This window comes from Arthrobacter sp. LT660, assembly GCF_056172845.1.
The window spans coordinates 2,509,248-2,535,607 of sequence record NZ_CM149651.1 but is presented as its reverse complement, the minus strand read 5'-3'; the positions used below and the strand labels follow the sequence as shown (position 1 = coordinate 2,535,607).

Here is a 26,360-nt window from a genome sequence, read left to right as displayed (position 1 = left end):
GTCTACCGGGTGGTGATGCTCTCGACGGCGGCGTTCGCGCGCTCGGCGAGGGCGTCCGGCATCGGCGCGCTCCCAACCGAGTCGGCGGCCGTTTGCTGGCCCTCGTCGCTGACCGCGTACTTGCCGAAGGCCTTGACCAGCTCCACCGTCTCCGGGTCGGGGTAGGACGCGCAGTAGATCTGGTAGGAGACCAGGACCAGCGGGTACGCGCCGGGCGCGGTGGTGCCGCGGTCCAGCTTCAGCGCGAAGTCGTGCTCGCCGCGTCCCTCGACGGGCTGGGCCGCGTCGACGGCCAGCGCGGCGGCTTCGGCGCTGACGGCCACGAACTCGTCGCCGACCTTCAGCTTGGCCTTGCCCGCGGTCTTTCCGGCGACGGAATCGTCCACGTAGGCAATGGATCCCGCGGTGCGGGTGACGGTGCTCATGACGCCGGCGTTGCCCTGCGCATTCTCGCCGCCGAGCCCCGAGGGCCAGGAGCCGTCCTCCTCGTCCGTCCAGGTGTCCGGCGCCGTTGCGTGCAGGTAGTCGGTGAAGTTCTCCGTGGTTCCGGAGTCGTCGGAGCGGTGGACCGCGGTGAGGCGCATGTCCGGGAGGTCGACGCCCTCGTTCAGCGCGGCGATCGCCGGATCCGACCAATTGGTGATTTCACCGCGGAAGATGCCCGCGACGGTCTCGGCATCCAGATTGACCTCCTTGATGCCCGGGAGGTTGAAGGCCAGGGCGATGGGGGAGATGTAGGCGGGGATGTTCATCGCGCCGCCGGGTCCGCAGTACGCCTTCGCGTCCTCCATCTCCTCGTCGTCCAGATACGCGTCGGAGCCGGCGAACGCGGCGCCGCCGGCGAGGAAGGCGGTGCGTCCCGCGCCCGAGCCGGCCGGGGAGTACTGCACGCGTACACCCGGGTTCAGCGCACTGAAGCTCGAGATCCACGTGGACATCGCTGCGCTTTGGGCCGAGGATCCGACGCCGGTGATGGTTCCGGAGAGGTCGGACGCGTTGGCTTCGGCCGCGCGCCGCTGCTCTTCGCCGAGCGGGTAGTCGGAACCGCAGGCGGCGAGCGTCAGGACGACGGCGGCGCCGGCGAATGCGGCCGCGGCACGGCGGTGTCGGACGGGGAGGGGACGGGGCGTCGACCTGAAATGCATGAGAGCCAGTGTACGGACATCCGGGGGCGTGGCGGACGACAACGGCAGAAGGCCCCAGTCCGGGGGACTGGGGCCTTCACCATCACTCGCTCACTCGCACCTTGAGAGGCAAGTACCACGTTACCGAGCCACGCTGTGCGGCACCTGTGGGGGGCGGAGGAAATCCCTGCAGGTCAGCGTACGGCCTTGCGGCGGCCCGCCAGTCCTTCGGCGACCCCGATCAGCAGGACGGCCGCGACGACGGCGACGATGAAGCCGAGGACGTTGAGCTCGAAGATGTCGCCGGTGTTCAACAGGCTCGCGATGACGCCGCCGATGACCGAGCCCGCGAGCCCAAGCAACAGGGTGGCGATCAGGCCGAGGTTCTGCTTGCCCGGCTTGATGAGCCGCGCAAGCGCGCCGATGACGAGTCCCGCGATGATGAATCCAATCATGTTCCAGCCCTTCTCTAGGTTCCGGGACCGCTCCTTGGCGGCTCCTCGGCCAGCAATCCTATGCCAGTGTGCGCCGCTGCGCCTCCCGGGCGGTCCGTGGATACCGGCGTGCGTGTGCCGACGCGTTCTTCCACTGGAAAAGTGAACCGTGCGATACGGAGAGGGCGGGGAGGTGGCGGCGCGCCGGATCGTTGGCGGAAAGGCCGCCGATGGCCCCCGCCAACGCAACCGCGACTTGGGGGTCCTGGCGCCCGTAGGTGCGGATGGACCCGAAGGCCGTAGCCAGCGGGTCCGTGAAGTTGGGCAGTGGCAGGACCGCCCCCCGGCGCTTCGGCGTCGAGCCGGGCCACCGGTCCGCAGTCGCGGCGCAGGGCCCTGACGAGCACGGCGGAGGCATGGTGGATGGCGTGGACCGCAATGGTGGGGTCGTTGGTGCCCGGGGGTAGTGCCCGGGCAGCGACGTCGGCCAGTTGGCTGAGCGAGAGTGCGGTGTCTATGAGCTGCGTCCGTTCAGGGCCCAGCTTAACCGCGGCGTTGATGCTGGCGGTGATCCGCGTGATCTCCTCCTCGGAAAGGTCGGGGCCGCCGGCCACCGCCAGGATGGCGCCCTCCAGGACGTCGTCCCCCGGCATGGCGTTCAGGTGGACGACGCTCTCGATTTCCCTTCCGACCGCTGCGACGTCGGCGACCTCGACCGACGTCGGGAACCCGCTTGCCTGCGAGAGGATGATGACCCGTGGTTGGGCGGGGGCCGTGATCCGCGTTTCGGATCCCGCGGGCCAGGTGTGCCAGAAAGAACGCCAGCGCGGCGATACTGCAGAGTCCGAGGACGAAGGCGAAGGTCCTGAGCATGCGGGGCGTGTATTGGCTGCTCGCCAACTGCGTGCGAGGAGATGGACGCCGCGGGGGAGAAGGTCACCGTCTCGGCGGTGCGCTCCCGCGCGGGCGTCTCCATGGAGGCCGCCCATCTCGGCGTCGAGGAGTGGCGGGCCCAGGCGCGGCAGTCCGAGGTCGCGATCCCGGAGGCCGTGCAGCGGGCGTTCGTCGGAGCGTGGGCCGCCGCCCGGTACCAGGCGGACCGCGAAGCGGCCGGCCACCTCGTCGAGGCGGCGCAGGTCGAGGCCAGGGGCGCCGGGGACCTCGTCGACACCGAAGCCGCGCGCGTCGACGCCGAAGCGCAGCGCGCCGCGGCGGCCGAGGAGCAGGTGGCGCACCTGACCGAACGCCTTGCCGCCCTGATCGCCCAGACCGAGGGCCAACGCCGGGACGCGGCATCGGCGCTGGAAGCCGAGCGGGCCGCCGCCGCGGTCGCACGGGAGGAGCTCGCAGAAATGCGCGGACGTCTCGCCGTCCTCCAGGAACAGGCCGAGCTGTACTGGAGCAAGGACGACACCGACCGGTAGGCGCGCGGGCCGCCCCTATCACGCGCGAAGGTCCCGGCCCGGGGGAGACCGGGACCTTCATCATCACTCGCACCTCCAAGAGGCGCTCCCGACACTACGGAACCGGACTGTATGGCCTCTGTGCGCCGGGCGGGAACCCGCTGGAGCCGGCTTTTGCGTGGGGGACCGGTCGCCCTGATCCCGGAGGGCACCGTCGGGTCCGTCCGGCGTCGGGGTGGCGGCTACGGGCGTTCGTTGCGGCGGGTGAGTCCGAGCAGGGCGAGGGCGGTCTGGAGTTCCGGGGTGTCGGCGGTGAGTTCCAGGGGTTCGAGGTCGGTGACGTGGCTGCTGGTCTGGCCGTCGGTGTCCCGTTCGTACACGGCCCAGAGCAGCAGGTCGTCCCCGTGCCGGGAGCGGAACTGGATGCCGTCGCAGAAGTCCGAGCCGTCGGGGTTCCTGCGGGTCCAGAGGTGCTGGGAGACGTCCTGGGTGAGGAGCCGGTGCTCGGCGTTCTTCAGGGCCGCGGCGTCGAAGTCCTTGAGGTTGTAGGCCAGGGCGCGGCCCTTGAAGAGCTCTGCGGGCGGACGGATCATGATGGGCAGGTCCGGGCTGGTCGCTGCGTTCGGTTGACATCCTTAGCCGGCGAGAGTCAAGACTTGTTCGGGCGTGCGCGCCAGAAGGCGCATAGCTACGAGAGAACTGACCGCGTACGACGAGAGATTGAGGAGCACGATCATGATGAACGGCGATGGTATGGGCGGCATGGGATTGATATGGATCTTCGGGCTGCTGGTGCTCGTGGGGGTGCTCGTGTTGGTGATCGTGTTGGTGAAGGCCTTCTCCGGCAAGTCCTCGAACAATGACAGCCCCGACGCCGGCCGGGGACCGGGCGGGGATCCTGACCGAGGGAGGCAGATCGTTGAAGAGCGCTACGCCCGTGGGGAGCTGAGCACCGAGGAGTACCGGGAGCGGCTGAGGATTCTGAAGGAGGGCGGCCGGTGAGTCCGTTGAACCGCCGTCAGCTGCTGGCTCTGGGTGCCGCCGGTGCCGGTGCCACAGCCCTCGGCGGGGCGGGGATGTGGTGGATAACCAGCAACGACCCCCGATACGTAGGCACCGAGGAACTGACCGAGCCCTCGGTGCTGTCCAGCCGCGACGGCGTGCTGGAACTGGATCTTGAGGCCGCCCCGCTACGTCTCCAGGTCGGCGGGCGTGAAGCCTCTGTGCTGGCCTTCAACGGGTCCCTGCCGGGCCCGACCCTGCGTGTGGCGCCCGGGGACACGATCCGGGTGACGATGACGAACGCGCTTCGGGCCCCGACGAACCTGCACGTGCACGGGTTGCACGTCTCCCCTGAGGGCAACGGCGACAACCCTTTCCTGAGCATCAGCCCGGGAGAGTCGTTTGAATATGAATTCGTCCTGCCCGAGGACCACCCGGCGGGCACCTACTGGTACCACCCACACCGCCACGGACATGCTGCCGATCAGGTCGCCGCCGGCCTGTATGGGGCGATAGTGGTTGAGGACCCAGAGCTGATTCCGGTGACCCGCGAGCGGGTCCTGGTCGTCTCGGACCTGTCCCTGGACTCCTCCGGTAACCTCGCTGAGGTCGACCGGATGCAACAGATGATGGGCCGGGAGGGTGAGGTCGTCCTCGTCAATGGTCAGGTTCACCCGCGACTGGACGCCGCACCGGGGGAACGGGAGCGGTGGCGGATCGTCAACGCCTGCCCCTCCCGGTACCTGCGCCTGCAGCTGGAAGGCCAACAGGTCCGATTGCTCAGCCGTGACCTCGGGCGCCTGCCGACCCCTGAGGAGACCACCGAAGTGGTGATCGCTCCCGGCAACCGCATCGAGCTGCTCGTCGAGACCACCGCGGGCTCATCGGTCCTAGCCGCGGCGCCCGTAGACCGCGGCGGCATGGGCGCCATGATGGGTGGGGGCATGATGGGCGGAAACGGTCCAGGCAGCGGGGGAGTGATCGAGCTGCTCACCCTCAAGGTGTCCGGTGACCCGGCGCAGACGCCGGAGCCCGTGCCGGCAGGGCCTGCGCTGCGGGACCTGCGCGGGGAATCCGTCACCGGTCGCCACACTTTGGATTTCTCCATGGGTATGGCCGGCAGTATGGACGGTGACGGCCCGATGATGGGCGATGGAGGCGGTGCAGACACCATGATGGCCTTCTCCATCAACGGCCGGGAGTTCGACCCCGCCCGGACTGATACCACGGTGGCGGCTGGGGCCGTGGAGGAGTGGACACTGGTCAACTCCAGCCCCATGGACCACCCCGTACACCTGCACGTGTGGCCGATGCAGGTCATCGAGGACGGTGACCGCGACGTCTCCCAGCCGAGGTGGCAGGACGTCGTCAACGTCCCAGCCTTCGGGCAGGTCAAAGTCCTTATCGCCTTCGACGACTTCCCTGGACGAACCGTTTATCACTGTCACATCCTCTACCACGAGGATCAAGGAATGATGGGCATCGTCGAAGCTCGCTGAGGCTAGGGCGGCCGGAGCGCGAGGTCGCTGCCTGACCGTTAGTGCCATAGCTGCGTCCGACGGCAGGGGACCCCCGAGCAGAATCCCGTCCCATGGGACCGCCGGGTACTAGGGCGTGTCTCCCAATAGGGAGAGATGATGACGGTGGGCAGAACGGTCGCCGAGCGGTACGTGAGGGCCAGTTTGTCGTAGCGGGTGGACAGGGATCGCCATTGCTTGAGGGTGTTGAAGCTGCGTTCGACGACGTTGCGCTGCTTGTAGGCGTCCTTGTCGTAGGTGACGGGACGTCCGCCCGTGGTGCCCTTGCGTTTTCGGTTGGCTTTCTAATCTTCCTTTTCGGGGATGACGCATTCAATGCCAAGGCCGCGTAGGTACGTCCGGATTGCTTTGGAAGAGTAGGCTTTGTCGGCCATGCCGCGGTCCGGACGTTTGCGGGACCGTCCGGGACCAGCCCGTTCGCGCCGGGACGCGGCATCGGCGCTGGACGCCGAGCGGGCCGCCGCCGCGGCCGCACGGGAGGAGCTCGCCGAAATGCGCGGACGTCTCGCCGTCCTCCAGGAACAGGCCGAGCTGTACTGGAGCAAGGACGACACCGACCGGTAGGCGCGCAGGCCGCCCCCTTGTCACGCGCGAAGGTCCCGGCCTGGGGGAGACCGGGACCTTCATCACCACTCGCACCTTCAAGAGGTGGCACCTACATTACCGTTGCGCCGGCCCAGACCGGCCCAGCTACTTAACGCTGAGTGCTGCGAAGGTCAGGATCATCTTGTTCCCGTCTCGATGTCTCAGTTCTTGTCTCGCGGGGGATTGGGGTCGTTGCCGTAGGAATTCTTGGCACCAATGGTTCCGTCGAGATTCTTGATGACGTGCTCGGCCTGATCGCGCTTGGCGGCCGCCCGTCCCTGCTCCTGCTGCTCGGCCTTCGTGCCTCCCACGGAGAAGGCTCGGCTGCTTCCCTGGCGCCGGCTCTTCCAAACGCCGTCCTCGCTGTAGGTCTCGATCTCAGGCTTCACCACGGCTAACTCCTTCATCCGAAAAGAATCCACTAACAACCCGAAGTCTATTCACGGCCTCCGACAACTTGCGGTCTGACGGAGGGATGCGGGAATCAATCGCCGGGCAAGTGAGTTTCGTCGGAGGCGCCGCTATGGGCGCCAAGACGAGTCCACTGTTCGCGGACGCTGTGTCCGGCAGGCGGCAGCAGTGGGGCTGGCTAGGATGAAGTCCGTGACGACGTCCGGTGAACTTGTGCTGCCCGATGACTATCCCGCCTTTCTCGGTCAATTGAAGGACCGTGTCAGCGGGGCCCGCCTGCGGGCGCTGCGGCGGGTGAACACCGATTTGCTGGAGCTCTATTGGACGATCGGACGGGACATCCAGGCCCGGCAGGAAACCCAGGCGTGAGGGAGCGGGGTCATCGGCCGGCTGGCCGAGGACCTGCGCGCCGCGTTCCCGGAGATGAAGGGCTTCTCCCGCAGCAACCTCTTCTACATGCGCGGGTTCGCCACGGCCTGGCCGGAGCCAATAGTCCAACAGCCTGTTGGACAACTTCCCTGGGGACACATCACCGTGCTGCTGGACAAGCTCGATACCGCCGAAACGCGGGATTGGTACGCGTCCGCGGCCGTTGAACACGGGTGGTCCCGCAACGTGCTGATGAACATGATCATGAACAGGACCCTGGAGCGCTCGGGCTCGGCGCCCTCGAACTTCGCACAGCACCTGGTGGCGCAGGACTCCGAACTGGCCCAGCAAGTCGCCAAGGACCCCTACTCCTTCGAGTTCCTGGGCCTGTCGGGCAAGGTCGCCGAACGGGACCTCGAACAGGCCCTCATGGACCGCATCACCGAAACGTTCAGGGAACTCGGCAACGGGTTCGCGTTCGTGGGACGGCAGGTGCACTTCGACGTCGACGGAGACGACTTCTACATCGATCTGCTGTTTTTCCACGTCGAGCAGCTGCGCTACTTCGTCATCGAGCTCAAGACCGGGAAATTCCAGCCCGAGTACGCCGGCAAGCTCAACTTCTACGTCGCCCTGGTCGATGACAAGCTCAAACGCCCAGCCCATGCGCCGACCGTGGGGATCCTGATCTGCGGCAGCAAGAACGACCACAGCGTCAGGTACGCCCTGGGCCGGTCCACCTCGCCGATGGCCATAGCCGCCTACACCTACGACGAACTGCCGGCCGCCGACCGGGACCTGGTGCCACCAGAGGAACAGCTCACCGCCGCCCTGGACGCCCTGCCCGACGGGGACTCCTAGCCGCGCACCCGTTCTGTGCAGGTTCCCGGGTGCGGTCGCGGGGACCGCGCACCATTGGAAGGTGCAGGATCCCGTCAAAACGCCCGCTTCCATCCCGGCGTTCAGCGACGGGCCACCCGTCCATGGCCGCCGGGCGCCGAGAACCTACTCCCGGCCCCCGGAACAGCCGCCCATGCCAGTTCCCTCAACAGGGAACGAAACGGTCGTCCCGGTAGTGGAAGAAGCATGGGAAGAACAACCGGGAGGAGCACGATGGCAGGGACGAACTGGAACGAAGGCGAGCATGTCGAGGTCGTGGACTCGGCGGGGACAAAGTTCAGTGGCAAGTAGTGCCCATTAGCGTGGTGTAACAGCCCGGGCTCGGGCGTGTTGATCCCGAACGTGAGGCGGCCACCGCGTGATTCTTGAAACGACCTACCAAAGTACGTTTCGAAAGAGAGACCACGCGATGACCGCACCCCATGTTATCGATCCTGCCCGCTTCCTGTCAGAACAGCTCGAACAAGCCTCGCCGGACCTGATGCGCCAGATGCTGACCACCTTCGTCAACGCCCTGATGAGCGCCGAGGCCGACGCTGTCTGCGGCGCCGACTACGGTGCCCGCTCCCAGGACCGGACGAACTCCCGCAACGGGTACCGCCACCGGGACTTCGACACCCGGACCGGGACGCTGGACGTGGCGATACCGAAATTACGCTCGGGGTCGTATTTCCCCGACTGGCTACTCGAGCGCCGGCGCCGCGCGGAGGCCGCGCTGACAACCGTGGTCGCCACCAGCTACCTGCTCGGCGTCAGTACCAGGCGGATGGAGAAGCTCGTCGAGACCCTCGGGATCACCAAGCTCTCGAAGTCCCAGGTCTCGGTCATGGCCCAAGACCTGGACGCCCAGGTCGAGGCGTTCCGCACCCGCCCGCTCGACGCCGGACCGTACACGTTCGTCGCCGCCGACGCCCTGGTCCTGAAGGTCCGCGAGGGCGGCCGCGTGGTGAACGTGCACGCGATGGTCGCCGTCGGGGTCAACGCCGACGGCCATCGGGAGGTCCTGGGCATCCAAGCCTCCTCCGCCGAGGACGGGGCCGGTTGGCTGGGCTTCTTCCGCGACCTGAGCGCCCGCGGCCTGACCGGGGTGAAGCTGGTGACCTCAGACGCCCACGCCGGGCTCGTCGCCGCCATCGGCGCGACCCTGCCCGGTGCCGCGTGGCAACGTTGCCGAACCCACTACGCGGCCAACCTGATGTCCGCCACGCCCAAGAGCAGCTGGCCGTGGGTCAAGACCCTGTTGCACTCGGTCTACGACCAGCCCGACGCGGTGTCCGTGCACGCCCAGTTCGACCGCGTCTTGGCGGCCCTGGCCGAGAAGCTGCCCAAGGCCGCGGACCACCTCGAGGCCGCCCGCGAGGACATCCTCGCGTTCACCGCCTTCCCCAAGGGACTCTGGCGCCAGGTGTGGTCCAACAACCCCCAGGAACGGCTGAACAAGGAGATCCGTAGGCGCACAGACGTGGTCGGGATCTTCCCGGACCGCCCCGCCCTGATCCGCCTCGTCGGCGCAGTACTGGCCGAGCAGCACGATGAATGGACCGAGTCCCGCCGCTACCTCGGCCTCGACCTCATCCAGCAATCACAAGCCGTCGGCACCACACCCGCCGCCGAGACGGACAAGAAGGAGGACACCCAGCCCGACCTGGCGCTCAGCGCCTAAGCAACCCAAGAATCACGCGGCAAACGCGTTACACCACGCAAATGGACTTGACCCAGTGGCACCGTGGAACAGGTCGCTCCAGAGATCGGGGCAGCGTGGATCCGCGAAGACGGATTGGGCGAACGGCGACTGGTGATCACGGACGAGGTAGTTGCACCGGACTAACCTCGACGCATTTTCGTGACAGCCGAAGGAGTCTCCACGCTGTATCCACGGAATTAGTCGCGCTGCCCGTGGTGCCGCTACAGACTCCTTCGGCGACAAACGACCCACGTTCCTGCCTGGTCATGCGGCCGTTTGGTTTTGTGAGACAGCTTGGTAGGAGCCCTTACCTAGATGCCCGAGCGTAAGAAGTTCACGTAGAAGTAGAAGGATGATGCCGTGGAGTTGGTGATTTCCTCCGGTCGTCCGATTTTCAGGCAGGCGTGCCAACAATTGAGCGTTGAATTGCTACTGCGGCGGCGCCGCGGACCCATTGGTCGAAACCCGTGGGTTGGATGGACAGCGGCGTCCGTGGAGGCCCGGGACGAATGGGTCATGGTGTTCCGGTGGAGACGAGCGGATCGCCAGGCCCTCGACATCAGGCCGCGGATGGATCCGAGACAGGCGCATACAGGATAGGCGCGCCGAGTCTGGGAGGAACAGGGCTTCGGCACCCTTGGGCAGGGACCCCGGGGCTCTTCATATGCGCCGTTATCGGCGTTTCAATGACAACGGCGCTGGCCAAAAGTCGGCGGCTAGCGTCGATGAGGTTTCGTCAGCCCAGCGAGGAACTCCGGGTATGCGTTGATGTGGCCGTACAAAGACTCTGAGAATGAACTGGTCTTTTTGATGCCGTCTACGGCATCCGCAAGCATCACTATGTATGCCCAGGGCGTGCGGTAATAGATGTCTTTGTCTCGGTTGGACTTGAGCCGTTTGAGGACGGTCGGCGGGTATACGCAGCTGTGGTTCCAAATTCGCGCGTTATGTGCGCACTTATTCCGCAAGGTTGAGAATGACCGCGAAATCGTTTCTGCAAATGCTGGATCCGGGTAGCCGAATGATTTGCTTACGGGGTAGCGAACGTCATCGTCCAAGAGCAGTCGATACATCTTCGACACTGTGCCCATGCTTAGCACCTCAACCGCTACCCAAATGGGGATGGGTTTTTCGCGTTCGATATGCGACTTCACGAAGTCCTCGTGCGACCGCTTGAGCTCACTGTCTATGTCCCGCACGAGATCTGTTCGGTACGACCTGACTTCACCGTCGCGCTCATATTTCTCGTCGCGGTACAGCTCGATCGAAGAATAGTTATAGGCGTCTTTGTGTACGGAAAAGAAGTAAGCCAATCGCGTACGGAAGGCCACCTCAAAAATACTCAGACCCTCGAATAAGAGACTGCGCAGAATTTCATCAAATTCGTAGACATCAACTATTTGCTGCAGGGTGGTGTCCGCGTGGAATTCATTGTCTCCGTTGTGAGGCGACTTTTGGAAGTACCGCCAATAACCGGACAATCGGTAGTAGCCCTTGCTTAGGAGCAGGCTCGTCATTGTGGTTTCATCGCCGGCTGCGAGTTTAAGTTTGCGCTCGCTGAGGAGCTCGAGCTGCTGAGGAATAGTGAGTGCCGGTTTATTCACTGAATCAGCATAGTTAAAGAAAAAGCCCGCCGGTCTTGGGGAAGCTTTCGCTCTAGCCCTGGCGGGGTTTGTTGCATAAAACGATACCGTAAGTGCCCGGGAAAAGAAAAAGAGTCTGGCATGTCAGACCTCGTATCGGGACTTGACGGGTTCGAGCCTCGTAATCTGCACCGTCTAACCCGCGTTGGCATGCGGCGCCAAGTTGTGCGGAATGATGATGCCATGGCTTCTTCTTCCTTCGGGCAGGTCCTTGACCAGCTGTACTTCTCCGCGACCGACTAGCGGGACAAGGGCTCCAAGTTCGAGCGGCTGATCAAGCGCTATCTGGAGCTGGAGCCGAAGTACGCGGACCAGTTCGCGGGCCTGTCAAGCTGTTTGTGTAAGTGAACTAGTCAGTTAGTGGTTTTAGTCGTTTCAGAGGTGGACGACTTAGCGTCTTCTGGTCCGTTTTGGTGTCATGCGAGGTGTTGTTCGAGGCGTTCGGGGTAGGTGAGCATCAGGTGCTGGAGGGCTTGGTTCCAGCCCATGGTTCCGGCTCCTTCGACGAGGCCTCCGCTGGTCGATTCCCGGGTGGTGGTGCGGGCCTTGGCCCTTTCGCGGGCGCGTTTGTCCTCGATGTTGCAGATCGCCAGCCAGAGCAGTTTGGTGGCGGCCTGGTCGTTGGGGAAGTGCCCGCGGGTCTTGGTGACCTTGCGCAGCTGGTAGTTCAGCGACTCGATCGCGTTGGTCGTGTAGATGACCTTCCGCAGCGCCGGCGGGAAGCCGAGGAACGGCGTGAAGCGCTCCCAGGCGTGCTCCCATGTCTTCACCGCCGCGGGGTACTTGACGCCCCATTTCCCGGCCGCGAACTCATCCAGGGCCTCCCGGGCGGCTTCCTGGGTCGGGGCCGTGTAGATGGTGCGCAGGGACGCGGCGACCTGCTTGCGGTCTCCGTAGGACACGAAGCGGGTGGAGGCTCGGATCAGGTGCACGACGCAGGTCTGCACGGTGGCGTGGGGCCATGTCGCGCCGATCGCCTCGGGGAACCCGGTTAGGCCGTCGCAGCACACGATCAGCACGTCCTTCACGCCCCTGTTGGCCAGCTCCGCGCAGACCCCGGCCCAGAACTTGGCGCCTTCCGTCTCGGCGATCCAGATGCCCAGCACGTGTTTGATGCCCTCCATGTCCACGCCCACGGCGATGTGGGCGGCCTTGTTCTTCACGTGGTGCCCGTCGCGGATCTTCACCACGATCGCGTCCAGGTACATGATCGGGTAGATCGCATCCAGCGGCCGGCTCTGCCAGGTGATCACCTCGTCCAGAACCTCGTCGGTGATCTTGGAGATCGTCTCGCGCGAGAGCTCGGTGCCGATCGTGGAGGCCAGGTGGTGTTCGATGTCGCGCACCGTCATGCCCCCGGCATAGAGGCTCACGATCATGTCGGCCAGCTCGCTGGTGCGCCGCGATCCCTTGGGAACCAGGCGGGGCACGAACGTGCCGGCCCGGTCCCTGGGCATGCCCACCTCGACGTCCCCGGCACTGGTGGACACCGTCTTGGGGTAGGTGCCGTTGCGCGAGTTGGACACCGCGCGTCCGGCGTACTCGTTCTTCTCATACCCCAGATGCCCGGACAGTTCGGCCTTCAGGCCACGCTCCAAGCCGGCCTTGATGATCTGCCGGATGAACCCGTCCTTGCCGTCGAGCTCGATCTCCCCACGGTCGATCTGGCCCATCAACTCGTCAAAGGCCCCCGAAGACTTCAGCGCCTCCATGTCCCCCACCGCAGCCATCCGCTCGGCGGTTTTGGACGCGTCTACTTTCATCACCGGATTCTTGTGGTCAGTCACAGTCACAATCATGCTCCATTCCAAGGGTGACTAGGCTACTTACACACACCATCTGACACCCTCGATGTCGTCACAGCGGATATAGAGTCCATCTGGAGCCGAGACATCCTCGGTGAAGCTCCCATCACTATTCATGGCGTATCCGACCTCAAGGAAGATTTCCCGGGGATCCGGAAAGGAACTGGCAAAGGATGAGCTCCCAAACCATCCGCCCATCCATGCACCGTCAGAGGACTGCACACGTATCCACCCTTCCCCACGCTCGGCGAAAGCAAAGTCCCAAGCACTCGGGGTTGGATCCCATTGATTGCGGAGGCCCAACTTCTTGACGACAGTCGAGGATATAAGCACGAACCAGCTTGAAGTTAGGGCATAAAAAACAAACCTTGCCCCCAACCATGGAACCGCGAGTACCAGCACAAAAATCCAAAATGCCACCCAGCGCCAAGAGGTTGGTAGACCGTCAGGACCTACAGCTAGTCCGTAGGGAGGGAACCCAAGGGCAACGATATAGAGGCAGAAGAAGACAACACTCGTCGCTATTGAGCGCAGGACGCGGATGCTGACGCTTTGTTCATCGGGACCAGGGCCACGCACCCGCCGAAGGCTAATCTGATAGACGAAGCCGGGCACAACGGCAGCGACAATGATCAGCAATTGGACTGAATCTTGAGGGTACAACCACTCTCACCTGTCGAAATAGTCGGGCCTTTGCCCTTAGAGGATATTGGTGATCGTACGTGCTTCGCTTCTCGCATCCTGACAAGCTCGGACTCGACATCAGACCTTCGGTTGTCACCGAGGCCTACGTTGCACAGCATGGGACGCGGTGTCGCGTGTCAATCTTCGAAGTCGTCTTGCGGAATGACCGAAGCCGCATAACCACCTCGGTCGGCCTCACATGCCCAGCTCAAAAGGTGCCCTACGTCCCAGTTCCTTGGAAGTGGAGCACCCTGCGCGGGGTAGTCCGCAGCGAGCGGCACGCCAGCGAATTCTGCCTCAGTATTAGTGCCACAAAGATGTCCCGAACCAAACGTGCGGAAGATACTTTTGGCACAACTTCCTGCCATCGCGGTACGACCAGGTGCGTCCGTCGCGATCGATACCGGCCGGATTGTCGTTCCCGGGTGCTGGTCCGCTCGTCTCCTTGAGCTAGTTGGCCCGCCGGCCGTGGCTGTTGCCCCGTACGCCGTTCCGGCCATGACTGTTCGCGCGCTGTCCGGCGCGCTCCTGGCTCGGTCGCGGACGGAACGGGATCTCTGGTTCCGGCAGCGGCTCGTCAAAGCCTTCAAGTGCCGGGGGAGCGTCGAACACGGCCGGGGGAGCAGCCGTTTCGGGGGATGCCGGACTGACCAACGGGTCCGGTCCGGCCAACGGGTTCATGAACAGGGTTTCAGGGCGCACGGAGGCCTTTCGAGCGGGGCGGGAGGGTTGGATCAGCCTACCCGTGAAGTCCGAGATGTCACTGCCTACCTCGCAGGGCGCGAGTCTCCGGCGGCTGGTTTATACCTTCACGTGGGAGGAGCGCGCCCCGACGACCGGGAGGCCGTCGTCAACCTCGAACTACACGACGTCGGGGACGGCACCTGCCTGGTGCTTTCCCAGGGGGCATTCCTGACTTCCCGGCGCCCGGCTCTGCACCGCCTTGGTTGGACGGACTCCTTAGAGAGGTTTCGCGCTGCTGTCAGCGGCACGAGGGATTCTCCCCGCCACCGGGCGCGACGGCCTCCGGTTGAAAAAGTGGCAAAGGAGTCAGAATGGGGTACACCACAACCTGACGTCAGGATCGCTGATCAAACCTGTCAGATTAGGGTTTGTTTTCGCGATAGTGGACACCTCTGGCGAGGGGTCCACTAGAGTTCAACCTGACGGTTTGGGGAGTACCGGATAGTGCCGCGAGGCAACTGCCATCTGACGCTGTGATGCGCACGTCAAGTTCTTGAGGCGGTTCGGTTGGGTTTGGTTACGCGGCGAGGGTTTCTTGACCGCGGATCTGATAGGCAGTCGGTGCTGCCGTTGGTGGGCGGCGTGGTTTTCGGCCGTCACCGGCGTCGAGCCTTGGTAGCGGCGAGATCGAGTGCGTGGCCCGAACGCTGCAGCAACCACCCTCCCACTATGAGCAGGGCGCCTAACAATAGGAAGGCGATGTCCGCGACGGTTTGGTTGGGCCCGCTGACGACGTGGTGTATCCCGAGGAGGTGGTGGTCCACGATTCCCTCGACTACGTTGAACACCCCCCAACCGGCCATGATCCAGCCCCAGAGCATCCGCGAACTCCATACCCGGCCGCGCGAATGCGTCACCCGGGAGTAAAGGATGCCCAGCCCCGCCAACACTGCCAGCCACGTGAGGGTGTGGAAGAGGCCGTCCCAGAGGGTGTTCATTTGTAGGCCGTCGACGGTATTGGCGGGGTAGTCGCCGATATTGATGTTGGCGGTCGCGGCGCTTGTGAGCATGGTGCCACTGGAGGATCTGATGGAGCAGGATTCCGTCGACGAACCCGCCCAGTCCAATCCCCAGCAGCAACCCCGGCAGCATGATGCGCTTGCGGTCGGCAGTGGACTCGGGGTTGTTGTCTTCCCTACTGTTCCCGTTCATCTCCATTCCCCCTTCTGGGCCGGGCGCTCGGGCTCGTGATGGTTGGGAGGCTACGCCGCGGGACCGGGCGACTCAATTGATGCGCGGGGCCACCCGGGCGGCCGCGCTCCGAACCCGGACGGGGCTCCGCCTATGGGCACCCGCGCGGCGTCTCGCAGGATTCTGAGGGTCCGCAGCGTCTACCGGCCGGCGATGTCCTCGAGGGCTGTCTGGAGGCGGGTGTCGGCGTCGTTGGCGACGTCGCGTGTGGCGTCGCTGTCGCTGAGTTGGACCATGGTTTGTGGGTCGATGGTTTCGACGGTGGTTTCCGTCGCTTCGGGGGCGCGGCGGACGACGACGTTGCAGGGGAGCAGGGCGCCGAGTTCGGGCTCGGCGCTGATGCCGCGCTGGGCGAGCTGCGGGTTGCAGGCGCCGAGGATGATGTAGTCGCCGAGTGCGTCTCCCGCTTCTTGTCCGAGCTTCTTGGTGAACGTCGCCCTGACGTCGATCTCGGTCAGGACGCCGAAGCCCTGCTCGGCGAGGGCGCCGCGGGTGCGTTCGACGGCGTCGTCCCACGTCAGGGGGACGGTGATGGTGTGGGTGTAGGCCATGGTGGTTCTCCTTGTGTTTCGGTGTGGCTGAGTTTGTCGGGTCAGTGGTCCGTTGCAGTGGAGCGCGGCGGAACCTGTCACCTACGCCACGCTACCTGCGAGTTTCTCGGCGCGGAAGCCGCAGGTCAGGGTCCGTTCGCCGGGCGGAAGGGGGGTGCGTTTCGTACATTCGGACCGCGACGGCGATGGCCGCGGCCGCACTGAGGGCCGCTGCCGACCAGACGGCGGCTTGCAGGCCAGCCGCGTCGGCAACGACACCGCCGAGGATCGCGCCGACCGCGTAGCCGAGGTCGCGCCAGACGCGGTAGACGCCCACGGCGCGTCCCCGCCAGGCGGGGTGGGCGACGTCGCCGACGGCCGCCAGGAGCGTGGGGTAGACCATCGCGGTTCCGACGCCGAGCAGCACGGTTCCGGCGGCCCAAGCCCCGAATCCGTGGCCGAGGGCGATGACTGACAGGGCGGCGGCCTGGGTCGCCATTCCTGCGCTGATGAGGTGCTTGCGTCCGATCCGGTCCGAGATGGCGCCGGTGGCCAGCTGCCCGAGTCCCCAGACGCCCGGGTAGAGCGCGAAGAGCAGACCGATCTGTCCCGTGCTCAGCTCCGCGGTGGCGAAAAGGAGGGGGAACAGGCCCCAGGCGAGGCCGAAGTTCAGGTTGTTCACCAGCCCGGCCAGGCTGGCCGAGGACAGCGCCGGTTCGCGCAGGCTCGCCAGCGCCAGGATCTGGCGGTTGGTCAGGTTGGCGTCCAGATTATGCCCCGGGGCTCCGCGGACGGCCACGCGACCGGCGTCCAGCCGGGTGTGGCCTCGGGTCTCCCTGACGAAAACGCCGGAGAGAAGCAGTCCCAGGGCGGTGTAGGCGAGTCCGAGGAGAAAGGGCGCGGGGCGCAGGCCGTATTGTTCGGCCAGGTAGCCGGCCAGCAGGGACGTGGCCGCCACCGCCCCGTAGCCGGCGGCCTCGTTGAGCCCCATGGCCAGTCCGCGCTGCGCCGGGCCGACGAGGTCGATCTTCATGACGACGGTGGTGGACCACGTGAGTCCTTGGTTGATGCCCAGCAGGACGTTCGCGGCGACCACCCATCCCCAGTCCGGCGCGAGGATGAGCATGATCGGCACCGGGATGGCGAACAGCCAGCCGGCCAGCAGCACCGGCTTGCGTCCGTAGCGGTCCGAGAGCGTCCCGGCGAACCAGTTGGCGATCGCCTTGGTGATGCCGAAGGCGGCCACGTAGGCGAAGACGAACGTGTAGCCCGTTAGGCCGAACTCAGCCTCGGCGAGAAGCGGCAGGACGGTCTGTTGCTGGCCGACCATGCCGCCGACCAGCGCGTTGACCGCGACCAGCAGGGTGAACTGGGCGGCGTTGGCGCGCAGCCCCAGGGTGGGCAGGCGTGCCGTGGTGGTGTTCTTCATGCGGGAGCTCCTGGCGGCGTTTGGCACCGCTCGGCGGCGGGGAGGGGCGGTTGCGGCAGGGGGACCAAGCGGGCGCCGGGCGAACTAGGCCTGCTGGGTACGCTGCGCTTCGAGCTGGGCGCGGACCTCGGCCATGTCCAGCGCCTTGACCCCGGCGATCACTGATTCGAGGTCGGCGGCGCGTAGCGCACCGGGCTGGCTGAAGACCAGCACGCCCTCGCGGAAGGCCATCAGTGTCGGGATGGAGGTGATGGACGCGGCCGCCGCGAGGCTCTGTTCGGCCTCGGTGTCGACCTTGCCGAAGACGACGTCTGGGTGCTGCCCGGACACGGCCTCGTAGGTGGGGGCGAACATGCGGCAGGGGCCGCACCAGCCGGCCCAGAAGTCCACGAAGACGATCGAGTTCTTCGTCAGGGTCTGCTCGAAGTTCTGTTCCGTGAGGTTGACGGTGGCCATGGTGCTCCTTCGTTCTGGTGCTGTTGCCGTGGGGGCGGCGGTGGGTCAGTGCGTTTCGGTCGTTTCGGTGGCCTTGGGGGCCGCGAGTGCCTTGCGCAGGGGGCAGGCGGGGACGGCGTACCAGCAGAGCGCGGCGGCCGCGGCGAGGGCGGCGGCGGCGATGCCGAGGACGAGGTTGGCGGGGGAGGGCAGTTCCTGCATCAGGACGAAGACGCCCATGGCCAGGACGAAGATGCCGAATCCCTTGCGCAGTGCGGCCTCGGGGATGCGTCCGGCCAGGCGGGCCCCGATGAACGAGCCGAGGATCGCCGCTGCGGTGACGCCGCCGACGAGCGCCCAGTCGAGGGTGACGGTGGTGAGGTAGCCTCCGAGGCCGGCGAAGGATTTCATGGCGATGACCACCAGCGAGGTGCCGACGGCGACGGGCATGGACAGGCCTCCGAGCAACGCGAGCGCCGGGACGACGAGGAAGCCGCCGCCCGCGCCGACGAGTCCGGTGACCAGACCCACGACGAGGCCTTCGAGGATGACTTTGCCGACGGGCAGTTCATCGTTGTGCGGTGCGGCTGTGCGCTCCTTGCGGCCGCGGATCATGGCCAGGGAGGTGGCGACCATCATGAGCGCGAAGGCGATCATGAGGATGGTTCCGGGGATGTGTCCGCCGAGGAGTCCGCCTCCGAAGGCCCCTGCCATGCCAGCGGCGCCGAAGACCAGGCCGGTGCGCCACTTCACGCGCTTTTTGCGGGCGTGGTCGACGGCGCTGACGGCGGAGGTCGCTCCGACGACGAACAGCGAGGCGGCGATGGCTTCCTTGGGGTTCAGGCCGGCGACGTAGGTGAGGATCGGGACGGTGAGGATGGACCCGCCGCCGCCGAGCAGGCCGAGCGAGAGCCCGATCAGCACCGAGAGCAGGAGGGTCAGCGCGAGCGTGACGGTCATGGGTGGGGATCCTTGTCGGAAGAGGAGGGAGGCGGTTGCGTCGGTGCGCTACGGGCCGCTTGGCTAGGTGGTGGGCAGCCCGGCGCTCTGCCAGGCGGTCATGCCGCCGGCCATGGTGTCCGCGGCGAATCCGGCGGCGTTCAGTGCCTCGGCGACGCGGGCGCTGCGGTTGCCGCTGCGGCAGACGACGACGACGGGGCGGTTGCGGTCGATTTCGCCCAGGCGGGCGTCGAGGTCGCCCATGGGGATGTGGAGGGCGCCGGGGATCATGCCCTCGGCGACCTCGAAGTCCTCGCGGACGTCGAGGACCTGGTCGGTGTCTTGGCGGGCCGCGGCCTGCTGGATGTCGATCTCGCCCATGTTGTCTTTCCTTCGGCGTTGTTGGTGGTTGGAGGGAGGGGCCGCACGGCCCCGGTCTGTTGGTCCGCCCGGGGCCGTCCCCGACGGGACGGCCCGGGCGGGTGGTCTACTTCTGTGCCGGCAACCGGTCGATCGCGGTGCGGGCCGAGGGCTCGGACGCGGTCTTGTTCCAGGGCATCTTGGCCAGGGCCTGGCCCATGGCGCAGGTGTTGGTGGCCGCGGAGAACGTCAGCCCGGTGCCGATCGCGCCGGCGAGGAGGCGCATCCTGGGGGAGACGAGCTTCCCGGCGACGAGTCCGGTGACCACGAGGGAGCCGGCGACCATGCGCACCTGGCGCTCGAGGTCCCAGCGCTGAGCGCCGCGGACGACCTCGCCCCCGGCGGCCGCGAACCCCGGGACGCCGCCATTGAGGACCAGTGCGGTGCCGATCCCGGCGCCGCCGAGGCGGGTGCGGGCCTGCTCGGCGCGGACGCCGGACTGGCAGACCAGTACGACGCGGCTGCCGAGGCGCTCGGCGAGTTCGTCGGTGTGCTCGGACAGCAGCGGGAGCGGCACGTTGTAGGAGCCGCGGATGTGCATGGTCTCGAATTCGGCGGCGGAGCGGACGTCGATGACAATCAGGTCCTCGTGCCGGTCGATCCACTCGCGCAGGGTCTGTGCGTCGAGGTCGGTCACGGTGGGGGTTGCGGAGGCCAAGGGGGTCTCTTCCTGTCGAACGAATGTGTCTCCAGAAGTCTGCCACATACCCCATAGGGTATGCAACACACCCTCCGGGGTATAAGATTGGGGGAGCGAACACCATCCGAGGAGAAACCCATGCAGCTCGACACCACCGACCTCAAGCCCGTCATCAACCGCCTCAAGCGGGCCCAAGGCCAGCTGGCCGCCGTGACCCGCATGCTGGAGGAGGGCCGGGACTGCAAGGACGTCGTCACCCAGCTCGCGGCCGTTTCGAAGGCGTTGGACAAGGCGGGCTTCGCGATCATCGCGACGGGCCTGGAGCAGTGCCTGGCCAGCGAGGACAACTCCATGGACAAGAAGGACCTCGAGAAGCTCTTCCTGTCCCTGGCCTAGACACCGGGGGCGGGTCCCCGGCGCGGATGTTCCGCCGGCCGGTTTCGGCGAATGGAAAGGGTGCCGCGTAGTGCGCGCGGCACCCTTTTTGTGCCTCGGCGGCCCTTTGGGGCCGCCTGCGTGGCCCGCGCCCCAGGGAGCGGATGCCGGGGGCGGTGCCCTGCGGAGCCTTGCCTCGGGGGGCTCGGGTGTGGGCGCGGAGGGGGCCGTCGTCACACGCCGTGGTCCTCGCGTCGCCGGGGCGCCCGCTGCCCGTGCGCGGCACGGACGCACGAAGGGGCGCACCGCTGTCTGCGGAGCGCCCCTTCCTTGCGTGTCCGGTGTGCCGGCGCGCTGTTAGGCGTTGGCGGGCTGTGACGCCTTCCAGTCGGACCAGGCGGCGTAGCTGCCGTCGAGTTCGACGACGTCGTGTCCGGCCCGGCGCAGCGCGCTCGCGGCGACGGAGTTCCGCACGCCGCTCTGGCAGTAGGTCACGATGGTGCCCTCGGCCGGCAGCTGGTCCTGGTGCCAGAGGACGCGGCCGGCGTTGAGCTGGCGGGACCCGGGGATGTGTCCCTCGGTGTGTTCGGTCTTGTTGCGCACATCCAGAACCAGCGCCGCGTCGAAGCCGTCCAGCTCCTCGGGCTGGATCAGCCGCGGGGTCTGGAGGGGCAGGCCCCCGAGGCCGGTGACGTAGCCGGCGACCTTGTCGATGCCGACGCGGACCAGGTGGTCCCACATTTCCTGTGCCTGCTCCTGGTCCGCGGCAAGCAGGACCAGTGGGCGGCTGTCCGTCTCGGGGTCCACTGCCCAGGCTCCGTAGCTGGCGGTCTTGTTCCCGGCCGGGATGTTGACCGATCCGGCGACGGTGCCCTTGTGGACCTCGTGGTTCGGGCGCGTGTCCACGAACGTGACCGTGTCCTGCTCGAGGTCGCGGGCCACGTCCTCGGCGGACAGTTCCGCGAGGGGGGCCCGCTCCCCCAGCATGGCCGGGCCCTGGCGGTTTTCGCGCTTCATACGCCCGAAGTAGGCGTGGGCGTCCGGCTGCCCGTCGAGCAGCTCGTCGACGAAGCCCTGCTCGTCGTTCGCCTCCAGGTGCTTGCCCCACCAGGCGTAGAGGCGCTCGTAGCCGACCGTGGTGGACGGCAGCGCGCCGAGCGCCTTCCCGCAGGCGCTGCCCGAGCCGTGGCCCGGGAAAACCTGCACGTGGTCCGGCAGGGTCAGGAACTTCTCGCGCAGGCTTCGGAAGAGCTGCTTGGCGCCCTCGAAGCGGGTGTCGGTGCCGCCGGCGGCCTCGTCCAGCAGGTCCGGACGGCCAAGGTCCCCGGAAAACACGAAGTCGCCGGAGAGCAGGTAGCCGGGCTGGTCGCTGAACGCGCCGTCCGTGACCAGGAAAGAGAGGTGCTCCGGGGTGTGCCCGGGGGTGTGCACGGCCTGGACGGTGATGTTGCCGCTGGTGATCGCGTCGCCGTCGTGCAGGCGGTTGGCCTCGAAGCCGTACTGCCAGTCCGCGCCACCCTCGCCTGAGACGTACATCTGCGCGCCCGTGGCGGCGGCCAGCTCGCGGGTGCCGGAGAGGTAGTCGGCGTGGATGTGGGTCTCGGCCACGGCGACGATTTTCATGCCGTTGGCCGCCGCCAGATCCAAATAGGTGGCGATGTCCCGGCGGGCGTCGACAACGACCGCCTCCGCCTTCCGCTGGCAGCCGATGAAATAGCTCGCCTGGGCCAGGTCCTCGTCGTAGATGCGCTCGAGCAGCATGTTTTCTCCTTCAGGTTGTCTTGGACACCCATGGGGGTATCCGCCTTCCCTCCTAACAATAATACCTACTGGGGTATCCCGCAAGCCCGCTTCCGCATGTTTGCATACCTATGGGGGTATGAGGGACGATGGGGCGGGAGCAGTCCCTCCCACACCGAACGCGAGACGGAGTCACAAGAATGTGCCGAGCAGTCACCTGCCGAAAGTGCGGCAAGACCACCTGGGCCGGATGCGGCAACCACGTCGACCAGGTCATGCGCAACGTACCCAAATCCAACCGCTGCACCTGCGGCGTATCCGCGAAGGCGCCCGCCAAGACCGAGCGGACCGCCGGGGCGGGATGGCTCGGCAGGCTCTTCGGCCGGGAGTAGGCCCCCTCCGGATTCCGTCGGCGCGTTGGCACCCGCCGGCGTTGGCGCCCGTGCTCCATAAACCTTGCGCTTGTGGCCTTGGGCCTGTGGCTATGGCCCCAGGGCCACATCCGGCGTTGCATTCCGGCCCAGTCAGACGCGGACATAGGCGGTGCCCTCGTACTGGCGTTGGGCGAGGTGGGCGACTGCGGCCGGAACGACCACCACGCCCTCGGCCAACGCCCCGGGGATCATTCCGGCCGAACGCAGGCTGTTCGCGCACGCCGCGATGGACAGGCCGGGGTTGCCTGCCAGTGTGGCGATGTCGCCCGCATGCTTTCCGTCCGCCGCCAACTGGCGCACCGCCGGACCCTGGACGACGATTTCCACGACCGCGTCGGGCATCTCTCCGTGCGCGTTGCGGGCCATCCGCACGGCCGCCGCCACGTCCGGGAAAGGCTCGGCGCCCGGGCCGGCCAGATGCAGCAGAAGCCGCCGGGTCACGGTAGGGCCTTCCCGGGAACCCCGGCGTCCCGTACGGCGGGTGCCGCCCCGGACGGTGCTGCGGGCACGGGCGCTTCCTCGGCGCGCAGGCGTCTGCGCACGGCCGTGATCCACCAGGCCAGCAGCAACACCGCCAGCAGGGCTGGCCATGACCAGCCCGGAAGCGTGGCGTCAATCTGGCCCGCGGCGGCGGAAATCCGGTCCATGGTGCCGGCGGAGAGAAGCTCGGGCATGGTGAGGAGTCCCCCGGTGGTGAGCATGACGATCCCGACGGCGGTCGTCACGGACCCCGCGACCAGTGAGTTCGTGTGGAGGCGGAACCGGCCCACGCGCACGAGGTGTCCGCGCAGCCATCCGGCGCGGAAGTTGCCGGCGCGGCGCATGGCCGCGGCCACGCCGAGCACGGGCAGCACCATGCCCAATGCGTAGCTGGCCAGCAGCATGCCGCCGCCGAGTGCGCTGCCGTTGGCCAGAACGAGGGTCAGGATCGCCCCCAGCACGGGCCCGGTGCAGAACCCGGCGACGCCCGCCACGGTCCCGAGCAGGACCGCGCCCCACGGCGAGGCGGAGCCGGCACCCCGGGGGCGGGCGCGCCCGGGCAGCAGCCGGGACAGGTCGAATCCTCCGCCGAGGATCTGGACCAGTCCCAGGGCCACGATGACCCATGCGCCAGCGACCACCAGAAGGCGGCGGTCGATGGCGAGGGCACCGCCGAGCCAGCCGATGCCTAGGCCCAGTGGGACGAGCGTGGCCAGCATGCCGACCAGGAAGGCGAGCCCGAGTACCCGGAGCCGGTGGCCGGAGGTCGCGGCATGGGCGAAGAACGCGGGCAACAGCAGGGCGTTGCACGGGCTGAAAAGCCCGAGCACGCCGCCGGCAAAGGCGAAGACCAGGCCTGCTTCCATTATTGCTTGCCCTCTTCGGCCTTCCGGAGTTCGGCGTCGATGGCGGCTGCGAAGTTCTCCATGGGTTGCGCGCCGACGAACGGCGTCTGATTGATCAGGAATGACGGGGTGCTCATGACGCCTAGCGACACGGCCTCGTCGAGGTTGCGCTGCACCGCGTCCTTGGCATTCTTGCTGTCCATGTCGGCCAGGAACTGCTCCCCGTCCAGTCCCAGGTCCTCGGCGGTGGCCTTGAGGTTCTGGTCGGTGTATACCGACTTCTTGGCTATGGTGCCGCCCTCGGCCATGCGGGCATGGAAGGCCACGTAGCTTCCCTGCATGGCCGCGGCCTGGGCGGCGTGCGCGGCGACCAGGGACTCGTCGCCGAACAGGTCAAGGTCCCGCCACTCGATGCGCAACAGCCCGTGGTCGATGTACCGGCCCATCAGTTCGGGCAGCGTGTCCGCCGTCCACTTCGCGCAATACGGGCACTGGAAATCGGTGTACGCGACCATGACCACCGGAGCGTTGACATCTCCCAGCGCCGTCGGGTCCTTCGGGTCCAACCGCGCGACGTCGGGTAGGGCCGCCGTGTTTTGGGCCGGCGGGCCGGTGTCCTGCCCGGGGTTTTGCGCGGCGGCGGCCGGCGCCGGGGTCGGCGCCTGGTCGCCGCCGGGGAGCTGCACGCCGATCAGCAGGCCGATGGCCAGAGCGACGGGGATGGGGGCAACCCACAGCCACGGAACCCTGCGCCGGGTTCCCGCCACCCATCCCCGAAATCCGGATGCGCGCACCGTCCGCTCCTCCCCGGTGTGCCCGGACTCGGCCATGCCACCCCCCGGCCTTGCCTGGTTACGCCCGGGTTCTGCCTTATCGCTCTCGGAAGTCTGATCCACGGTCCCGCCGCTTTCGCTCGATTTGCTACTATGTTGCATAGTAGATCTACTATCCTTGATAGTAGATAGCGATCCGAAGGGCAAATTCGGGGACGCTTTTTTGGACAAATCACGCACCGAGCACCAAGGAGGCACCATGCGGCGCACAATGGCCGATTTCCGCCGCCGCCTGCCGTTGGCCGGCGCGGCGCTGCGCTGGTGGGGCCCCCGGCAGTGGACGGGCGCCGCCGCCTTGGCGCTGGCCATGGCCCTGCTGCTCGGCTTCGCCACGGTACTCATTCCCAACGGCGTCTTCAGCCGGGACATCCCGCCGGTGCCGTGGAACTACCCCGTCTGGATAGGCACCTCCGTCCTGAGCGGCCTGCTGGCCGCGAGCTACATCCGGCCATCGGTCCCGGCACGGGGAACCACCGCGGAACCGACCCGCCGCAACTCACGCTTTGGCCTGGCCGGCGGGCTGCTGGCATGGTTCGCGATCGGCTGCCCGGTCTGCAACAAGATCGCCTTGCTGGCACTGGGATACTCCGGCGCCATCACCTACTTCGCGCCGCTGCAGCCCTGGCTCGCGACACTGGCCCTGGTATTGACGGTGCTGGCTCTGGTGTACCGCCTGTCCGGGCAACTGGAATGCGCAATGCCGGATCCCCGGCCCGAAATACAGGAAAGGATGCCATCATGACCACCACGACCCGCGGGGACGCCGAAGAACTGCCGTTCGTGCCCGGAGCGGCACCGCCCGTCGGGGCGCTGGAACGGCGCGTTCTGGACGTGCTTTGGAAGACCCGGCAGGCACACACCGCCCGCCGCATGGTGGCGGCGCTCGTGGCGGAAAGTGGCCAAAAGCCGGCGTATACAACCGTCGCAACCGTCCTGAGCCACCTCGTGGACAAGGCGCTCGTGGACCGCGAGCTCATTGGTGGCGTATGGTCCTATTCCGCCGCGCTTACCGGCTGCCAGTTCTCCGCCGCGCACATGGTGCGCGCGCTGGACGAAACCAACGACCGCCGACGCTGCCTCACCCGCTTCGCCGGCATGCTCGACGCCGAGGACGTCGCGTTCCTGAGGTCCCTGCTCTAGCGACCGTAGCCGTGCGGGCGGCGCAGCCTGACAGCTAGCAGCAGCCAGTGAAGGTCTGAGGGCGGACGGCCAGGGAAAGAAGGAACAACGCGATATTCCATACCCGCTGCCCACGTCAAGGCACCCCGAGGCCCACCCACGACCCCGAGCGTCTCTTTCACTTTCCATGGCCTTCCGCATCGCCGGACTCTTCGCCCAGCCCATCGAGTCCATCTTCATACCGGACGAAGAGGCGCCCCCCGCTGACGCGGGACTGGAAGGGCGCCCTCTCTGCGCGTCCTCGCCGCAGCCCAAAGCTGGAGATGAGGAAGGCGCGGTCGGTACGGACGTTCAGGATCCCTCAACGCCGGGATCCCCGCCCCTCGGGGTCGCCAGGCTGTCCGCGGTGGCCCTTTCCTACTTGTCTGAGTGTCCGGCCGACGGCCCGGCCCGCCTCGCACCGGAGGGATACCCCACCCACTCGCCGCACCCGCTCGGGAAAATGTTGGTGGCCCTTTCGACGCACTCATATGCATCCCGCCGCGCATCTTGGTTCGGACCCTAGAACTCAGCCAGCAGCTCAAGCGTCGTGAACCGCCGTTCGTCGCCGAGCACCTCATAGGT

Annotated in this window: 28 protein-coding genes and 3 pseudogenes; 10 read left to right on the top strand and 21 right to left on the bottom strand. The window is 66.7% G+C overall.

The genetic code is table 11. The annotated features are described in order from the left end of the window. Positions 1-2: 2 nt before the first annotated feature. From pstS to AC0QSG_RS11765, 3 genes are all read right to left on the bottom strand, one after another. Positions 3-1,145 carry a phosphate ABC transporter substrate-binding protein PstS gene (gene pstS / locus AC0QSG_RS11775; RefSeq protein ID WP_475375524.1) on the bottom strand — a complete coding sequence of 381 codons (1,143 nt, stop codon included), beginning with the start codon at positions 1,143-1,145 and terminating at the stop codon, positions 3-5. Between the two features lie 173 nt (positions 1,146-1,318). Next, on the bottom strand, positions 1,319-1,579 hold the full coding sequence (locus tag AC0QSG_RS11770) for a GlsB/YeaQ/YmgE family stress response membrane protein (RefSeq protein WP_475375523.1): 261 nt from the start codon (positions 1,577-1,579) through the stop codon (positions 1,319-1,321). A gap of 14 nt (positions 1,580-1,593) precedes the next feature. Further along, positions 1,594-2,547 (bottom strand): DUF2254 family protein, encoded by a 954-nt coding sequence (locus tag AC0QSG_RS11765; RefSeq protein WP_475375522.1) that lies wholly within the window; start codon positions 2,545-2,547, stop codon positions 1,594-1,596. Here AC0QSG_RS11765 and AC0QSG_RS11760 point away from each other — a divergent pair. Then, complete coding sequence (locus AC0QSG_RS11760) at positions 2,473-2,982, top strand: hypothetical protein (RefSeq protein ID WP_475377352.1); 510 nt, start codon at positions 2,473-2,475, stop codon at positions 2,980-2,982. The genes AC0QSG_RS11765 and AC0QSG_RS11760 overlap by 75 nt on opposite strands. A 221-nt stretch (positions 2,983-3,203) precedes the next feature. Here AC0QSG_RS11760 and AC0QSG_RS11755 read toward each other — a convergent pair whose 3' ends face one another. Then, entirely contained in the window at positions 3,204-3,554 is a 351-nt protein-coding gene (locus AC0QSG_RS11755) for a hypothetical protein (protein WP_435728061.1), read from the bottom strand. Positions 3,555-3,696: 142 nt separating this feature from the next. Here AC0QSG_RS11755 and AC0QSG_RS11750 point away from each other — a divergent pair, with 142 nt between their 5' ends. Both AC0QSG_RS11750 and AC0QSG_RS11745 read left to right on the top strand, forming a co-directional pair. Then, positions 3,697-3,963 (top strand): SHOCT domain-containing protein, encoded by a 267-nt coding sequence (locus AC0QSG_RS11750; RefSeq protein WP_435728062.1) that lies wholly within the window; start codon positions 3,697-3,699, stop codon positions 3,961-3,963. Beyond that, positions 3,960-5,462 (top strand): multicopper oxidase family protein, encoded by a 1,503-nt coding sequence (locus AC0QSG_RS11745; RefSeq protein ID WP_475375521.1) that lies wholly within the window; start codon positions 3,960-3,962, stop codon positions 5,460-5,462. Before AC0QSG_RS11750 ends, AC0QSG_RS11745 begins: the two co-directional genes overlap by 4 nt. 38 nt (positions 5,463-5,500) lie before the next feature. On the opposite strand, the pseudogene AC0QSG_RS11740 reads toward AC0QSG_RS11745, so the two are convergent. Continuing rightward, a pseudogene (locus AC0QSG_RS11740) lies at positions 5,501-5,725 on the bottom strand (hypothetical protein); the annotation flags it as partial. Between the two features lie 148 nt (positions 5,726-5,873). Here AC0QSG_RS11740 and AC0QSG_RS11735 point away from each other — a divergent pair. Then, the gene (locus AC0QSG_RS11735) at positions 5,874-6,065 is read left to right on the top strand and encodes a hypothetical protein (protein ID WP_475375520.1); all 192 of its coding nucleotides are present in this window, start codon (positions 5,874-5,876) and stop codon (positions 6,063-6,065) included. Positions 6,066-6,247: 182 nt separating this feature from the next. Here the strand turns inward: AC0QSG_RS11735 and AC0QSG_RS11730 are convergent, their stop codons facing one another. After that, positions 6,248-6,478 (bottom strand): DUF2188 domain-containing protein, encoded by a 231-nt coding sequence (locus AC0QSG_RS11730; RefSeq protein ID WP_435728065.1) that lies wholly within the window; start codon positions 6,476-6,478, stop codon positions 6,248-6,250. A gap of 202 nt (positions 6,479-6,680) precedes the next feature. Here AC0QSG_RS11730 and AC0QSG_RS11725 point away from each other — a divergent pair. Together AC0QSG_RS11725 and AC0QSG_RS11720 are read left to right on the top strand one after the other, a co-directional pair. After that, positions 6,681-7,727, top strand: a pseudogene (locus tag AC0QSG_RS11725) (PDDEXK nuclease domain-containing protein). A gap of 448 nt (positions 7,728-8,175) precedes the next feature. Next, positions 8,176-9,429 (top strand): IS256 family transposase, encoded by a 1,254-nt coding sequence (locus AC0QSG_RS11720; RefSeq protein WP_475375262.1) that lies wholly within the window; start codon positions 8,176-8,178, stop codon positions 9,427-9,429. A gap of 737 nt (positions 9,430-10,166) precedes the next feature. Here the strand turns inward: AC0QSG_RS11720 and AC0QSG_RS11715 are convergent. From AC0QSG_RS11715 to AC0QSG_RS11665, 11 genes and pseudogenes are all read right to left on the bottom strand, one after another. After that, complete coding sequence (locus AC0QSG_RS11715) at positions 10,167-11,054, bottom strand: Abi family protein (RefSeq protein ID WP_475375519.1); 888 nt, start codon at positions 11,052-11,054, stop codon at positions 10,167-10,169. Positions 11,055-11,509: 455 nt separating this feature from the next. Then, positions 11,510-12,856, bottom strand: a complete 1,347-nt coding sequence (locus AC0QSG_RS11710) for an IS256 family transposase (protein WP_435729153.1) — start codon at positions 12,854-12,856, stop codon at positions 11,510-11,512. A 63-nt stretch (positions 12,857-12,919) separates the two neighbouring features. Continuing rightward, positions 12,920-13,561, bottom strand: a complete 642-nt coding sequence (locus tag AC0QSG_RS11705; protein ID WP_475375518.1) for a DUF6338 family protein — start codon at positions 13,559-13,561, stop codon at positions 12,920-12,922. A gap of 1,361 nt (positions 13,562-14,922) precedes the next feature. After that, positions 14,923-15,336 (bottom strand): DUF2243 domain-containing protein, encoded by a 414-nt coding sequence (locus AC0QSG_RS11700; RefSeq protein ID WP_475375517.1) that lies wholly within the window; start codon positions 15,334-15,336, stop codon positions 14,923-14,925. Between the two features lie 25 nt (positions 15,337-15,361). Continuing rightward, positions 15,362-15,418: pseudogene (locus AC0QSG_RS11695) on the bottom strand (hypothetical protein); the annotation flags it as partial. Positions 15,419-15,657: 239 nt separating this feature from the next. Continuing rightward, complete coding sequence (locus tag AC0QSG_RS11690) at positions 15,658-16,068, bottom strand: DUF302 domain-containing protein (protein WP_475375516.1); 411 nt, start codon at positions 16,066-16,068, stop codon at positions 15,658-15,660. Between the two features lie 91 nt (positions 16,069-16,159). Further along, positions 16,160-17,476, bottom strand: coding sequence for an MFS transporter (locus AC0QSG_RS11685; RefSeq protein WP_475375515.1), 1,317 nt, complete (start codon positions 17,474-17,476; stop codon positions 16,160-16,162). 84 nt (positions 17,477-17,560) lie between these two features. Then, complete coding sequence (trxA, locus tag AC0QSG_RS11680; protein ID WP_475375514.1) at positions 17,561-17,932, bottom strand: thioredoxin; 372 nt, start codon at positions 17,930-17,932, stop codon at positions 17,561-17,563. A gap of 45 nt (positions 17,933-17,977) precedes the next feature. Beyond that, positions 17,978-18,871 (bottom strand): sulfite exporter TauE/SafE family protein, encoded by an 894-nt coding sequence (locus AC0QSG_RS11675; RefSeq protein ID WP_475375513.1) that lies wholly within the window; start codon positions 18,869-18,871, stop codon positions 17,978-17,980. Between the two features lie 63 nt (positions 18,872-18,934). Further along, on the bottom strand, positions 18,935-19,231 hold the full coding sequence (locus AC0QSG_RS11670; protein ID WP_475375512.1) for a rhodanese-like domain-containing protein: 297 nt from the start codon (positions 19,229-19,231) through the stop codon (positions 18,935-18,937). A gap of 106 nt (positions 19,232-19,337) precedes the next feature. Beyond that, positions 19,338-19,976 carry a rhodanese-like domain-containing protein gene (locus AC0QSG_RS11665; protein WP_475375511.1) on the bottom strand — a complete coding sequence of 213 codons (639 nt, stop codon included), beginning with the start codon at positions 19,974-19,976 and terminating at the stop codon, positions 19,338-19,340. A gap of 72 nt (positions 19,977-20,048) precedes the next feature. Here AC0QSG_RS11665 and AC0QSG_RS11660 point away from each other — a divergent pair, with 72 nt between their 5' ends. After that, positions 20,049-20,306 carry a metal-sensitive transcriptional regulator gene (locus AC0QSG_RS11660; protein WP_475375510.1) on the top strand — a complete coding sequence of 86 codons (258 nt, stop codon included), beginning with the start codon at positions 20,049-20,051 and terminating at the stop codon, positions 20,304-20,306. Positions 20,307-20,642: 336 nt separating this feature from the next. On the opposite strand, the gene AC0QSG_RS11655 is transcribed toward AC0QSG_RS11660, so the two are convergent. Further along, positions 20,643-22,046 (bottom strand): MBL fold metallo-hydrolase, encoded by a 1,404-nt coding sequence (locus AC0QSG_RS11655; protein ID WP_475375509.1) that lies wholly within the window; start codon positions 22,044-22,046, stop codon positions 20,643-20,645. A gap of 179 nt (positions 22,047-22,225) precedes the next feature. Between AC0QSG_RS11655 and AC0QSG_RS11650 the strand changes: the two genes are divergently transcribed. Further along, a complete protein-coding gene (locus AC0QSG_RS11650; RefSeq protein WP_475375508.1) occupies positions 22,226-22,417 on the top strand; it encodes a hypothetical protein in 192 nt (63 codons plus the stop codon). A 132-nt stretch (positions 22,418-22,549) separates the two neighbouring features. Here the strand turns inward: AC0QSG_RS11650 and AC0QSG_RS11645 are convergent, their stop codons facing one another. The 3 genes from AC0QSG_RS11645 to AC0QSG_RS11635 are packed head-to-tail and all read right to left on the bottom strand — an operon-like array spanning position 22,550 to position 24,578. Further along, the gene (locus AC0QSG_RS11645) at positions 22,550-22,900 is read right to left on the bottom strand and encodes a hypothetical protein (protein ID WP_475375507.1); all 351 of its coding nucleotides are present in this window, start codon (positions 22,898-22,900) and stop codon (positions 22,550-22,552) included. Beyond that, positions 22,897-23,805, bottom strand: a complete 909-nt coding sequence (locus AC0QSG_RS11640; RefSeq protein ID WP_475375506.1) for a cytochrome c biogenesis CcdA family protein — start codon at positions 23,803-23,805, stop codon at positions 22,897-22,899. Before AC0QSG_RS11640 ends, AC0QSG_RS11645 begins: the two co-directional genes overlap by 4 nt. Next, positions 23,805-24,578, bottom strand: coding sequence for a DsbA family protein (locus AC0QSG_RS11635; RefSeq protein ID WP_475375505.1), 774 nt, complete (start codon positions 24,576-24,578; stop codon positions 23,805-23,807). Before AC0QSG_RS11635 ends, AC0QSG_RS11640 begins: the two co-directional genes overlap by 1 nt. Before the next feature lie 238 nt (positions 24,579-24,816). Between AC0QSG_RS11635 and AC0QSG_RS11630 the strand changes: the two genes are divergently transcribed. Together AC0QSG_RS11630 and AC0QSG_RS11625 are read left to right on the top strand one after the other, a co-directional pair. After that, complete coding sequence (locus AC0QSG_RS11630; protein WP_475375504.1) at positions 24,817-25,359, top strand: hypothetical protein; 543 nt, start codon at positions 24,817-24,819, stop codon at positions 25,357-25,359. Next, positions 25,356-25,757 (top strand): BlaI/MecI/CopY family transcriptional regulator, encoded by a 402-nt coding sequence (locus AC0QSG_RS11625; RefSeq protein WP_475375503.1) that lies wholly within the window; start codon positions 25,356-25,358, stop codon positions 25,755-25,757. The genes AC0QSG_RS11630 and AC0QSG_RS11625 overlap by 4 nt, the downstream gene beginning before the upstream one ends. Positions 25,758-26,360 lie beyond the last annotated feature (603 nt).